Below are 13122 nucleotides of genomic sequence, written 5' to 3' on the forward strand. Positions count from 1 at the left end.
CAGTGACCGGCACGTCTTCTCACGCGCCCGCGCCGACGGTCGTTCCCGGCGTCCCTTCCTGTCCCAGGGGCGCCGGCCGGGCCGGATGCCGTCCGGGCCCTCCTTGCGGTGGCGCCGTGCTCTGCCGGACGACGAGGTGGGTGGCCAGTTCGATGCGCTGGGCGGCCCGCCCGGGGTCGTCCGGGCGGAAGAGCATGCGGGCCGCCTCCTCGGCCATGTGGAGCAGCGGCTGGTGGACCGTGGTCAGAGGCGGGCTCGACCACTGGGCCAGCGGTACGTCGTCGTAGCCGACCACCGAGAGGTCCTCGGGCACGCGCAGGCCTCTGACCCGGGCCGCCTCCAGTACACCGAGGGCCTGAAGGTCACTGCCCGCGAAGATCGCCGTCGGACGGCCGGGGCCGTCCAGCAGGTCCGTCCCGTGCGTGAAACCGCCCCGCACCTGGAAGTCGCCGAAGCGGACGAGGCGCTGGTCGACCGTCAGGCCCGCCATGGTCATGGCCGAGCGGTACCCGTCGAGACGGGCCAGCGAGCACAGCATGTCCTCGGGACCGGTGATGATCGCGACGCGTTCGTGCCCGTGGTCGGTGAGATGGCGGGTGGCCGCCAGGCCTCCGGCCCAGTTGGCGCAGCCCACGGACGGGACGTCGGGGTCCGGGTCGCCGGCCGGGTCGACGATGACGAAGGGTATGTCCCGTGACCGTAGGCGGTGTTTCATCTCCGCGGGGAGCGAGGAGAAGACCAGCACGACCCCCAGCGGCCTGCGCCGGAGCACCCCCTCGATCCAGTCGGACGCGGGTGCGTGCCGTGTGCCGCTCCTGGTGAGCACCACGGTCGTCCGGTTCGCCTTGGCGACGGTCTCCACACCCCGGACGAGTTCCATCGCCCAGACGCTGTCCAGCTCGTGGAAGACGAGTTCGATGAGCGGGGAGCGCGGCGCGTTCGCGCTCCGGCGACGGTAGCCGTGGACCTCCAGCAACCGCTCGACCCGGTCCCGGGTGGCACCGGAGACATCCGAACGACCGTTGAGGACCTTCGAAACTGTCGAGGGTGATACTTCGGCTTCTTTCGCCACCTCGGCCAGGGTGACCCGGGCGCCCACCTCAACTTCATCGTGCATGCACGAAGGATAGGTCATGCGATCGATAACGTTTTGAGACGGCACGCGCAGGCCCATTGACCAGAAATCCCGTCGGACTTTACTGTCCGACCAGCATGGACTTTCGGTGATGGCGCCGAAACTTTCGAAAGGCGAACGATGAAGACACGTGCGCGCTTGCCCAGACTGGTCGCCACCGGTGCGACGCTCGCCCTGGCCCTGAGCCTCTCGGCCTGCGGCGACGGGGACGGCGGGGCGTCGTCGGACGACGGCAAGATCCATGTCCTGGTCTACGGGGACGCCAGCAACAAGGTCGAAGAGCAGATCGTCGAAACCTTCAACAAGACGTCCGACGTCAAGGTGGTCCTCGACACCATCCCCGGCGCCGACTACCAGAAGAAGCTCCAGACGATCATCAGCACCCCGCAGGCACCGGACGTCTTCTTCAACTGGGGAGGCGGCAGCATCAAGCCGTTCGTCGAGGCCGACCTGCTGCTGCCGCTCGACGACTTCATCAAGAAGAACCCGGACCTGGAGAAGAAGTTCCTGCCGAGCGTCTTCGAGAGCGCGGTCGTCGACGGCAAGCCGTACGGCATTCCGATGCGCGGCACCCAGCCGGTCCTGCTCTTCCACAACAAGAAGGTCCTCGAAGAGGCGGGCGTCCAGCCGCCGAAGACCTGGGACGAGCTGCTCGACGCGGTGGACAAGCTCAAGGACGAGGGCGTCACGCCGATCGCGCTCGGCGGCGGCGATGTCTGGCCCACCCAGATGTGGTTCCAGTACCTCTACGACCGGATAGCCGGCCCGGAGCTGCTCGCGAAGGCCGTCGGGGGCGACAAGAGCGCCTGGGAGAGCGCGGACAGCAAGAAGGCCCTGGGCATGATCAAGGAGCTCGTCGACTCCGGCGCCTTCGGCAAGAACTACGACTCCGTCAAGTACACCAACGGCGGCTCGGTCCAGCTGGTGGCCTCGGGCAAGGCCGGCTTCGAGCTGATGGGCTCCTGGTACTACTCCCAGCAGCTGACGGACCACAAGGCCTTCGCCGAGAAGGACCTCGGCTACACCGCCTTCCCGACCGTCGAGGGCGGCAAGGGCGACCCGGCCAACGTCGCCGGCAACACCAACAACTACTACTCGGTGATGAAGAAGACCAAGCACCCCGAGGCCGTGGCCGAGTTCCTGAAGCTCATGTACTCCGACGACTTCGTCAAGGCTCAGCTGGACATCGGCAACCTGCCGACCACGACCAACACCGACAAGTTCATCGAAACCTCGGGCACCCCCGAGTACTCGCGCTTCCAGTACGACCTCGTCGCCGACGCCCCGTCGTTCCAGCTGTCCTGGGACCAGGCGTACCCGCAGAAGGCGAGCTCGGACATGCACAAGGCCGTCCAGCAGTTCTTCAACGGACAGCTCGACACGGACGGCTTCATCAAGGCCATGCAGGCCCTCCCGACCGAGTGACGAACGGCTCATGACCACACAGATCACGAGCGCCCGGCCTGCCGCCGGCCCCCGCAAGGGGGCCCGGCGGCGGCCGCCCGCCTCGTCCGCAACGAAGGTAGGCCGCCCCGGCTTCGCCTGGGCGCTGCCCGCCGCAGTGTTCTTCGCCCTCTTCGCGATCGTCCCGCTGATCATGGTGGCGGTGCTGTCCTTCATGAGCTGGGACGGGATCAGCTCGCCCGAGTTCGTCGGCACGGACAACTGGTCGCGCCTCATCGACGACCCGGTGATGCTCAAGAGCATCTGGCTGACCCTGCTGCTGACCGCTCTCGGCGTGGTCCTCCAGACCCCGCTGAGCATCCTGCTCGGCGTCTGGGCCGCCGGTCACCAGCGCAACCGCGCCGTCCTGTCGGTCATCTACTTCATCCCGCTGCTGCTGTCCGCGACGGCCGTGTCCGTGCTGTGGCGGGCGCTGCTCGACCCGAACTTCGGCATCCCGGCCGAGGCCGCGTGGCTGTTCGGCGACGGCAACCTGTTCGGTGAACAGGCCACCGCCATCGGGGTACTGGCGTTCGTCAGCACCTGGCAGTTCACCCCGTTCCACACGCTGATCTACCAGGGCGCCGCCCGCGCGATCCCGCCGGTGCTGTACCAGGCGGCGGAGATCGACGGGGCGGGCCGCTACCGGCAGTTCTTCCACATCACACTGCCGCAGCTGCGCACCCCCATGGTCACCTCGGGGATCCTGATGATCGTCGGCGGCCTGACCACGTTCGAGACGGTCCTCATCCTGACCCAGGGCGGCCCCGGCACCGACACCACCATCAGCGCCTACTACATGTACGACAAGGCGTTCAAGAGCTTCGACTACGGCACCGGCTCCGCGATCGCCCTGGCGCTGGTCGTCGCGGCCACGGTCATCTCGTTGATCGTCGTCCGGGTCTCCGGCTACGACAAGATGCGCAGCTCCATGGAGGGTGTGTCATGAGGCGCCGCCCCAACTACCTGGCCGGCGCGGGCTCCCTGGTCTGGCTCTTCCTGGTCGGCCTGCCGCTGTACGTGATGCTCGCCGCCACCCTGCGCACCCGCGAGGACTACGCCGAGAACGGCCCGGTCTCGATCCCGGACAGCTTCACGCTGGACAACTACACCGGCGCCTTCGACTCGGGCTTCGGCCAGTACTTCCTCAACACGCTCGTCGTCACCGCCAGCGTGATCGGCATCGTGCTGCTGCTGGTCCCGCCGCTCGCCTACGCGATCGTGCGCAGCCGCGGCAGGGCCACGTCGGCGATCTTCCGGCTGTTCCTGCTCGGCCTCGCCATCCCGGCCCAGGCCGTCATCGTGCCGATGTTCTACCTGATCAGCGAAGCCGGGCTGTACGACAACCTGCTCGGCGTCATCCTGCCCACGGCCGCGTTCTGCCTGCCGATGTCCGCCCTGATCCTCAGCGGCGCGATGCGTGACATCTCCCCGGAGCTGTACGAGGCCATGGCGATGGACGGCGCCAACCCGCGGCGCATGTTCTTCCAGCTCGTCCTGCCGCTGTCCCGCGGCGGGCTGTCCACGATCGTGGTGTTCTCCGCGCTCCAGGCATGGAACGGCTTCCTGTTCCCGCTCGTCCTGACCCAGTCCGAATCCACCAAGGTGGTCACCCTGGGCCTGTACAACTTCCAGACCGCGCACGGCATCGACATCCCCGGTCTGCTGGGAGCCGTGGTGCTGTCCATGGTCCCCATCCTGCTCGTCTACCTGTTCGCCCGTCGCGCCCTGATCCAGGGACTGATGGGTGTCGGAGGAAAGTGACTGCCAACGTGGCCGTAGAGACCACCCCCGAAATCCCTCTCTGGAACGACCCCGCCCAGTCCCTCACCGACCGGGTGTCCGCGCTGATCGAGGCGATGACCCTCGAGGAGAAGATCGCCCAGCTGTACGGCGTGTGGGTCGGCGCGTCCAACGAGGGCGGAGACGTCGCCCCCCATCAGCACGACATGGAGGAGGCCGTCGACTTCGACGCGCTCCTGCCCACCGGGCTGGGCCAACTCACCCGTCCCTTCGGCACCGCCCCCGTCGACCCGGCGCTCGGTGCGCTCTCCCTCATGCGCACCCAGGCCCGCATCGCCTCCGAGAACCGCTTCGGCATCCCCGCCGTCGCGCACGAGGAGTGCCTGGCCGGCTTCGCCGCCTGGGGCGCGACCGCCTACCCCGTCCCGCTGTCCTGGGGCGCCACCTTCGACCCGGACCTGGTCCGGCGCATGGCACTCGCCATCGGCCGCGACATGCGGGCCGTCGGCGTCCACCAGGGTCTCGCGCCCGTCCTGGACGTGGTGCGCGACGTCCGCTGGGGCCGGGTCGAGGAGACCATCGGCGAGGACCCGTACCTCGTCGGCACCATCGGCACCGCCTATGTGCGGGGCCTGGAGGACGCCGGTCTCGTCGCCACCCTCAAGCACTTCGTCGGCTACTCGGCTTCCCGGGCCGGACGCAACCTCGCCCCCTCGCCCATGGGTCCGCGCGAGCGCGCCGACGTGTTGCTGCCCCCCTTCGAGATGGCGATCCGCGAGGGCGGCGCCCGGTCGGTGATGGCCTCCTACACCGACACGGACGGTGTGCCCGCCGCGGCCGACGAGGAGCTGCTGACCGGGCTGCTGCGCGACACGTGGGGCTTCGACGGCACCGTTGTCGCCGACTACTTCGGCATCGCCTTCCTCAAGACGCTGCACGGCATCGCCGCCGACTGGGCGGGAGCCGCCGGCGCCGCGCTGCGGGCGGGCGTGGACGTCGAACTGCCCACGGTCAAGACGTTCGGGGCGACCCTGGTCGAGGCGGTCGTCGACGGCCGCGTGCCGGAGTCGGTGATCGACCGCGCCCTGCGCCGGGTACTCACCCAGAAGGCGGCGCTCGGGCTGCTCGACCCGGGCTGGGACCCGGTGCCGTCCGCGCTCGACGGCGCCGACCTGGACGACCCGGACGCCCTGCGCGGCAGGATCGACCTCGACGGCCCGGAGAACCGCGAGCTGGCCCGCACGGTCGCCGAGGAAGCGGTCGTACTGCTGAGCAACGACGGCACCCTGCCGCTCGACCGGCCTCGCCGCATCGCCCTGATCGGCCCCAACGCCGACGAGCCCACAGCCGTGCTGGGCTGCTACTCCTTCCCCCAGCACATCGGCGTCCACCACCCCGAGAACCCGGTCGGCATCGAACTGCCCACCCTGCGCGACACCCTGGCAGCCGAGTTCCCCGACGCGGAGGTCACTCTCGTGCGCGGCACGGGGGTCGACGACGGGGACGTCTTCGGCATCCCCGAGGCCGTCCGGGCGGCCCGCGACGCGGATGTCGTCGTCGCCGTTCTGGGCGACCGCGCCGGGCTGTTCGGCCGCGGCACCAGTGGAGAGGGCTGCGACGTCGAGTCGCTCGCCCTGCCCGGCGCCCAGCAGCAGCTCCTCGACGCGCTGCTGGACACCCGCAAGCCGGTGGTGACGGTGCTGCTCGCCGGCCGGCCCTACGCCCTGGGCCGCGCCGTGGCGGAGTCCGCGGCGATCGTGCAGTCGTTCTTCCCCGGTGAGGAGGGCACCGCCGCCATCGCCGGTGTGCTCAGTGGGCGCATCAGCCCCACCGGCAGGCTGCCGGTCAGCGTGCCGCGCGGAGCGGGCACCCAGCCGGCCACCTATCTCGGGGCGCGGCTCGCGCAGGCCAGCGAGGTGTCCAACATCGACCCGACACCGGCCTTCGGCTTCGGGCACGGCCTCACCTACACGACGTTCGCCTGGAGCGATCTCGCGGTGGACACCGAGGAGGCGCCCACCGACGGCGAGTTCCGACTGGAGCTCACCGTCCGCAACACCGGTGAACGGCACGGAACCGAGATCGTCCAGCTCTACCTGCACGACCCGGTCGCCTCCGTCGTCCAGCCGGTGCAGCGCCTCATCGGCTACACGCGGGTGCCGCTGGCCCCCGGCGAGGCACGCCGCGTGCGCGTCACCGTCCCGGCCGATCTGGCGTCCTTCACGGGGCGCGACGGCCGCCGCGTCGTCGAGCCGGGCGACCTGGAACTGCGGCTCGCCGCCTCCAGCACCGACCCGCTCCTGACGGCGGCGGTGACCCTCACCGGTCCGGAACGCCATGTCGACCACACGCGGCGGCTGCACGCCGTCTTCGGTCAGGGGGCCACCGCCGACGCCTGATCCGGCGGCGGGTCCCACGGGCGGTGCCACCCCGGCGACCCGGGGGGCACCGCCCGTTCCGGGGAGCGGGCCGCGGAGGCGGCTGTCGCCGGCGGCCGTGTCGACGCCCGCCGTGCCCCACCGGATCGGTGAGGATGGAGGGCCCGTCGGCCGACCCGAGGACGCAAGGATGTGCTGGAGCGCGGAGGCCGACCTCGTGGCGGGCGTCGGGGTCGCCGCCGTCGGCGCGGCCTGCGTGGTGCGGGCACGCGGTGGCCGTGACCTTCCGCTGGCCGCTCTGCCCTTGCTGCTCGGCGTCCACCAGACGGTCGAGGCGGCGGTCTGGGCCTCGGACGGAGGGACCGGTCCGGCCACCCTGGCCTGGACGGTCATGGCCCTCCCACTGCTCGCCCTGTGGGTGCCGGCGGGCGTGCTGTGCGCCGCGCCGGGGTCCGCGCGGCGCAGGCTGACCGTGCCCCTCGCCGCCGGAGCGGCGACGGCGACGGTGCTCTCGTACGTACTGGCCACCCGTCCCGTGCGGGCGGAGATCCGCGGTCACACCATCGGCTACGTGGTGGACCTGCCCCGCGCCGAGCTGCTGGTCGCGGGCTACCTGGTGGCCACGGTCGGCTCCCTGCTGCTGTCCGGCGACCGCGGCCTGCGCGTGCTGGGGTACCTGGCCGGGGCGGGCGCGCTGATCTGCTGGGCCCTGTGGCGGCTCGAGTTCGTCTCGACCTGGTGCGCGTTCGCGGCGGTGTGCTCGGTGGTCCTGTTCGGCTGGGTGAACCGACGCCGGGCGCGGTGAGCGGGTCGGCGGCCCCGCAGGCGTCGAGTGCCTGCAACGCCACGTGGAGCTCCCGTGCGCTGCTCGCCGGACTCGAGGTCACGGCCGAGCAGCCGTTCGATCGTCCGTGGCCGCTGGTGGACGGTCTCCCGGGACAGGCCTCCGGACCGAGCGGCGACGGTCTTGTCGCCGATCCCCGTCGTCCCCAGCTCCTCGGCGAGGCGGGTCCCGGCCCTCGCGGTGTCCTCCCGCGCGGGGACGTCCTCGAGTACGGATCGAGGACGTCCTGGAGTACCGGTACGCCCCGATGCCGGCCCGGTGACGGAGTCATCCCCGATCGGCTTTGCATGGTCATGCGTAATCATGCATACTCTTCCTATGTCCAAGGTCCTCACCTCCCTCCCCACCGGCGAGCGCGTCGGTATCGCCTTCTCGGGCGGCCTCGACACCTCGGTCGCGGTCGCGTGGATGCGTGACAAGGGCGCAGTCCCCTGCACGTACACCGCCGACATCGGTCAGTACGACGAGCCCGACATCGCCTCGGTGCCCGACCGTGCGAAGACCTACGGCGCCGAGATCGCCCGCCTGGTCGACTGCCGTGCGGCGCTGGTCGAGGAGGGCCTGGCCGCGCTCACCTGCGGGGCGTTCCACATCCGCTCGGGCGGGCGTGCCTACTTCAACACCACGCCGCTCGGCCGTGCCGTCACGGGCACGCTCCTCGTCCGGGCGATGCTCGAGGACGACGTCCAGATCTGGGGCGACGGCTCCACGTTCAAGGGCAACGACATCGAGCGGTTCTACCGGTACGGCCTGCTGGCCAACCCGCAGCTGCGGATCTACAAGCCGTGGCTGGACGCGGACTTCGTGACCGAGCTCGGCGGCCGCAAGGAGATGTCGGAGTGGCTCCTCGCCCACGACCTCCCCTACCGGGACTCGACGGAGAAGGCGTACTCCACCGACGCCAACATCTGGGGCGCCACCCACGAGGCCAAGACGCTGGAGCACCTCGACACCGGCGTGGAGACCGTGGAGCCCATCATGGGCGTGCGGTTCTGGGACCCGTCGGTCGAGATCGCCGCCGAGGACGTCACGATCGGCTTCGACCAGGGCCGCCCGGTGACGGTCAACGGCAAGGAGTTCGCCTCCCCGGTCGACCTGGTGATGGAGGCCAACGCCATCGGCGGCCGCCACGGCATGGGCATGTCCGACCAGATCGAGAACCGGATCATCGAGGCCAAGAGCCGCGGCATCTACGAGGCGCCCGGCATGGCCCTGCTGCACGCGGCCTACGAGCGCCTCGTCAACGCGATCCACAACGAGGACACCCTCGCCCAGTACCACACCGAGGGGCGGCGTCTTGGCCGGCTGATGTACGAGGGCCGCTGGCTGGACCCGCAGGCGCTGATGATCCGGGAGTCGCTGCAGCGCTGGGTCGGCTCGGCGGTCACCGGTGAGGTCACGCTGCGGCTGCGGCGCGGTGAGGACTACTCGATCCTCGACACCACGGGCCCGGCGTTCAGCTACCACCCGGACAAGCTGTCGATGGAGCGCACCGAGGACTCCGCGTTCGGCCCGGTGGACCGGATCGGCCAGCTCACCATGCGCAACCTCGACATCGCCGACTCCCGCGCCAAGCTGGAGCAGTACGCCGGGCTCGGCCTGATCGGCACCGCCAACCCCGCCATCGGTGCCGCGCAGGCCGCCGCGACCGGGCTGATCGGCGCCATGCCGGAGGGCGGTGCGCAGGCCATCGCCTCCCGCGGCGAGGTCTCCGGCGACGACGAGCTGCTGGACCGCGCCGCGATGGAGTCCGGCACGGACTGACCAGTCCCCCGGGGGACTCCTCACCGGCAAGGGGCCGGCTCGACGCCTACGGGCGTCGGGCCGGCCCTTCTGTTTCTCGACTTGATGCATGACTTGCGTGCGGTGTGAGGTTCGACAGGCGCTCACACGCTCCTGCGGTACTGATTCACCAGGTCATCATGAACGCAAGCAGCCCGCAAGTCTCGCAAGCTGTTTACGTGTCAATTCCCGTCGGAACAGAGACTGTTGACAAACCGGTGACGCGCTAGAAATCTGATGACGCACTTTCCGCAAAGAATCGACTGTCCTGCTCAATTGGCGCGCATGGTCGGTGCGTCGGTGCTTCCCCCTCCCCGCCGGCCCGTCGCGCTCCCCGACTCCCCACGGAACAGAGGACCCCCATGAGATGGAGACCCCTCGGCCGACGGTCGCTGACGGGCGCCGTCGTGGCCGGGCTGATGACGGTCGGGCTGCTCCCGCTGCCCTTCGCGGCCGGCGCGCACGCCGCGACGGCCGCCTCCGACGTCAACCTCGCCCTCGGCCGCCCGGCCACGGCGGGCGGCTCGCACAGCGCCTACCCGGCCGGCAACACCACCGACGGCACCCAGGCGTCCTACTGGGAGGGCCCGGCCGGCTCCTTCCCCCAGTGGGTACAGGTCGACCTCGGCGAGGCCCGGAACGTCGAACGGGTGGTCCTCAAACTGCCCGCCGGCTGGGAGAGCCGCAGCCAGAGCCTCTCCCTCCAGGGCAGCACCGACGGCTCCACCTTCCGCACCCTCGCCGCCTCGGCCGCACGGGCGTTCGGCCCGGACCGCGCCAACACCGTCGCCGTCGGCCTCACCTCCCCCTCCGACGCCCGCTACGTCCGCGTCCACGTCACCGGCAACACCGGCTGGAACGCCGCGCAGCTGGCCGAACTGGAGGTGTACGGCGAGGAAGTGGTCACCGAGCCGCCTCCCACCGGCACCAACCTGGCCCGCAACAAGCCGGCCGAGGCCACCTCGTCGGTCCACTCCTACGTCGCGGCCAACGCCACCGACGACTCCACCTCCACCTACTGGGAAGCGGCCGGCCACCCCGCCGACCTCACCGTACGGCTCGGCGCCGACGCGGACATCAGCGCCGTGGTCGCCAAGCTGAACCCGGACCCCGTCTGGGCCGCCCGGACCCAGAGCATCCAGGTGCTCGGCCGTGCGCAGGGCCAGAGCGACTTCAGCTCGCTGCGCGCCCGCGCCGACTACTCCTTCAGCCCGGGCACGGACAACACGGTGACCATCCCGGTCACCGGCCGCGTGGCCGACGTCCGCCTCAGGCTCTTCTCCAACACCGGTGCGCCCGGTGGCCAGGTCGCCGAGTTCCAGGTCGTCGGCACCGCCGCCCCCGCGCCCGACCTGACCGTCACCGGCCTCGACTGGTCACCCGCCACCCCCTCCGAGCGGGACGAGGTCACCGTGAACGCCACGGTCCGCAACGCCGGGACCGCGCGTTCGGCCGCGACGACCGCCGAGGTCACCGTGGAGGGGACGGCCGCCGGCAGCGCCGAGGTGCCCGCGCTCGACCCCGGTGAGTCCGCCGAGGTCGCCGTCTCCACCGGCACCCACGCGGCCGGCGGCTACGCGGTCGCCGCGGTGGTGGACCCGCGCGGCACGGTCGCCGAACTGGACGACTCCAACAACAGCCGCGCCGCCAAGGACCGGCTGGTCGTCGACCGGGCTCCCGGTCCCGACCTGGAGGTGCGCTCCATCACCAGCGACCCGGCCGGCCCGGCCGTGGGCGCCCGCGTCTCCTTCACCGTCGCCGTGCACAACCGCGGCACGAGCGCCGTGGAGGCGGGCTCGGTGACCCGGCTCCAGGCCGGCACCACCACCCTGAACGGCACGACCGGCGCAGTGGCCGCGGGTGCCACGGTGAACGTGCCGATCAGCGGCGTCTGGACGGCGACCGGCGGTGGCGTCACGCTCTCCGCCACGGCCGACGCCACCGGCGTAGTCGCCGAGACCAACGAGGACAACAACGTCCTCGCCAAATCCCTCGTCGTCGGACGCGGCGCCGCCGTGCCCTACACCGAGTACGAGGCGGAGGACGGCCGCCACAACGGCACGCTGCTCACCACCGACGCCAAGCGCACCTTCGGCCACACCAACTTCGGCACCGAGTCGTCCGGCCGGGAGTCCGTCCGGCTCGACTCCACCGGCGAGTACGTCGAGTTCACCTCCACCGCACCCACCAATTCCATCGTGGTGCGGGGCTCCGTCCCCGACGCCCCCGGCGGCGGGGGAGCGGATGCCACGATCAGCCTCTACGCCGACGGCGCCTTCGTACAGAAACTGACCTTGTCGTCCAAGCACAGCTGGCTGTACGGCGACACCGACGACCCCGAGGGCCTCACCAACCGGCCCGGCGGTGACGCGCGGCGGCTGTTCGACGAGTCCCACGCGCTGCTGTCCAAGACCTTCCCGCAGGGCACCGAGTTCCGCCTCCAGCGCGACGCGGGCGACTCGGCCGCCTTCCACGTCATCGACCTGATCGACCTGGAGCAGGTCGCGCCCCCGGCGCCCAAGCCGGCGAACTGCGCCTCGATCACCGAGTACGGGGCCGTCCCCGGCGACGGACTCGACGACACCGACGCCATCCAGCGCGCCGTCACCGCCGACCAGAACGGCCAGATCCCCTGTGTGTGGATCCCGGCCGGGCAGTGGCGCCAGGAGCAGAAGATCCTCACCGACGATCCGCTCAACCGGGGACAGCACAACCAGGTCGGCATCCGCGACGTCACCATCCGCGGCGCGGGCATGTGGCACTCCCAGCTGTACACCCTGACCCCGCCGCACGAGGCCGGCGGCATCAACCACCCGCACGAGGGCAACTTCGGCTTCGACATCGACCACAACACCCAGATCTCCGACATCGCCATCTTCGGCTCCGGCACCATCCGCGGCGGCGACGGCAGCCACGAGGGCGGCGTCGGGCTCAACGGCCGTTTCGGCAAGGACACCAAGATCAGCAACGTGTGGATCGAGCATGCCAACGTCGGCGTCTGGGCCGGCCGAGACTACGCGAACATCCCCGAGCTGTGGGGCCCCGGTGACGGCCTGGAGTTCACCGGCATGCGCGTCCGCAACACCTACGCCGACGGCATCAACTTCGCCAACGGCACCCGCAACTCCACGGTCCACAACTCCTCCTTCCGCAACACCGGCGACGACTCGCTCGCGGTCTGGGCCAGCAAGTACGTGAAGGACACCTCCGTGGACGTCGGCCACGACAACCACTTCCGCAACAACACGATCCAGCTGCCGTGGCGGGCCAACGGCATCGCGGTGTACGGCGGTCACGGCAACACCATCGAGAACAACGTCATCTCCGACACCATGAACTACCCCGGCATCATGCTCGCCACCGACCACGACCCGCTGCCCTTCTCCGGGCAGACCCTCATCGCGGGCAACGCACTGCACCGGACCGGGGGCGCGTTCTGGAACGAGGACCAGGAGTTCGGCGCCATCACTCTCTTCGCGCAGGGGCAGGACATCCCGGGCGTGACCATCCGGGACACCGACATCCTCGACTCGACCTACGACGGCATCCAGTTCAAGACGGGAGGCGGCGCGATACCGGACGTGAAAATCGACAACGTCCGCATCGACAAGTCGAACAACGGCTCCGGCATCCTCGCGATGGGCGGCGCCCGCGGCAGCGCCACCCTCACCGACGTCACCATCACCGACTCGGCCGAAGGAGACGTGACGATCGAACCGGGATCGCAGTTCAAGATCAACCGGTGAGACCGGCCGGCGGTCCGGCACCGCCGGCAGCACCCGCCCGGCGACGCGAAG

General features: G+C 70.6%; 8 protein-coding genes and 1 pseudogene. 7 read left to right on the forward strand and 2 right to left on the reverse strand.

Annotated features, from left to right (window positions below; all coding sequences use genetic code 11):
* Positions 1–19: 19 nt before the first annotated feature.
* The gene (locus tag ACH4F2_RS11740; protein ID WP_398132536.1) at positions 20–1117 is read right to left on the reverse strand and encodes a LacI family DNA-binding transcriptional regulator; all 1098 of its coding nucleotides are present in this window, start codon (positions 1115–1117) and stop codon (positions 20–22) included.
* Between the two features lie 138 nt (positions 1118–1255).
* On the opposite strand from ACH4F2_RS11740, the gene ACH4F2_RS11745 reads away from it, so the two are divergent.
* The 5 genes from ACH4F2_RS11745 to ACH4F2_RS11765 all read left to right on the forward strand — a co-directional run bounded on the left by ACH4F2_RS11745 (position 1256) and on the right by ACH4F2_RS11765 (position 7504).
* Positions 1256–2560, forward strand: coding sequence for an ABC transporter substrate-binding protein (locus ACH4F2_RS11745; protein WP_398132537.1), 1305 nt, complete (start codon positions 1256–1258; stop codon positions 2558–2560).
* Positions 2561–2570: 10 nt separating this feature from the next.
* Positions 2571–3527, forward strand: a complete 957-nt coding sequence (locus ACH4F2_RS11750) for a carbohydrate ABC transporter permease (RefSeq protein WP_398132538.1) — start codon at positions 2571–2573, stop codon at positions 3525–3527.
* A complete protein-coding gene (locus tag ACH4F2_RS11755) occupies positions 3524–4342 on the forward strand; it encodes a carbohydrate ABC transporter permease (protein ID WP_398132539.1) in 819 nt (272 codons plus the stop codon). Before ACH4F2_RS11750 ends, ACH4F2_RS11755 begins: the two co-directional genes overlap by 4 nt.
* Entirely contained in the window at positions 4339–6720 is a 2382-nt protein-coding gene (locus ACH4F2_RS11760; RefSeq protein WP_398132540.1) for a glycoside hydrolase family 3 N-terminal domain-containing protein, read from the forward strand. Before ACH4F2_RS11755 ends, ACH4F2_RS11760 begins: the two co-directional genes overlap by 4 nt.
* Positions 6721–6889: 169 nt before the next feature.
* On the forward strand, positions 6890–7504 hold the full coding sequence (locus ACH4F2_RS11765; protein WP_398132541.1) for a DUF6629 family protein: 615 nt from the start codon (positions 6890–6892) through the stop codon (positions 7502–7504).
* 22 nt (positions 7505–7526) lie between these two features.
* Here ACH4F2_RS11765 and ACH4F2_RS11770 read toward each other — a convergent pair.
* Positions 7527–7740, reverse strand: a pseudogene (locus tag ACH4F2_RS11770) (helix-turn-helix domain-containing protein); the annotation flags it as partial.
* 121 nt (positions 7741–7861) lie between these two features.
* Between ACH4F2_RS11770 and argG the strand changes: the two are divergent.
* Complete coding sequence (gene argG / locus ACH4F2_RS11775) at positions 7862–9307, forward strand: argininosuccinate synthase (RefSeq protein WP_398132542.1); 1446 nt, start codon at positions 7862–7864, stop codon at positions 9305–9307.
* Between the two features lie 380 nt (positions 9308–9687).
* Positions 9688–13071: a CARDB domain-containing protein gene (locus ACH4F2_RS11780; protein ID WP_398132543.1), complete on the forward strand. Its 3384-nt coding sequence runs from the start codon at positions 9688–9690 to the stop codon at positions 13069–13071.
* Positions 13072–13122 lie beyond the last annotated feature (51 nt).

The sequence above is a fragment of the Streptomyces sp. NPDC017890 genome (assembly GCF_044328675.1).
Classification (GTDB): Bacteria; Actinomycetota; Actinomycetes; order Streptomycetales; family Streptomycetaceae; genus Streptomyces.

What these genes read in the sequence shown, in the direction of transcription:
- ACH4F2_RS11740 (WP_398132536.1), bottom strand. Translation starts at nt 1,117, where the DNA reads ATGCACGATGAAGTTGAGGTGGGCGCCCGGGTCACCCTGGCCGAGGTG.
- ACH4F2_RS11745 (WP_398132537.1), top strand. Translation starts at nt 1,256, where the DNA reads ATGAAGACACGTGCGCGCTTGCCCAGACTGGTCGCCACCGGTGCGACG.
- ACH4F2_RS11750 (WP_398132538.1), top strand. Translation starts at nt 2,571, where the DNA reads ATGACCACACAGATCACGAGCGCCCGGCCTGCCGCCGGCCCCCGCAAG.
- ACH4F2_RS11755 (WP_398132539.1), top strand. Translation starts at nt 3,524, where the DNA reads ATGAGGCGCCGCCCCAACTACCTGGCCGGCGCGGGCTCCCTGGTCTGG.
- ACH4F2_RS11765 (WP_398132541.1), top strand. Translation starts at nt 6,890, where the DNA reads ATGTGCTGGAGCGCGGAGGCCGACCTCGTGGCGGGCGTCGGGGTCGCC.
- argG (WP_398132542.1), top strand. Translation starts at nt 7,862, where the DNA reads ATGTCCAAGGTCCTCACCTCCCTCCCCACCGGCGAGCGCGTCGGTATC.
- ACH4F2_RS11780 (WP_398132543.1), top strand. Translation starts at nt 9,688, where the DNA reads ATGAGATGGAGACCCCTCGGCCGACGGTCGCTGACGGGCGCCGTCGTG.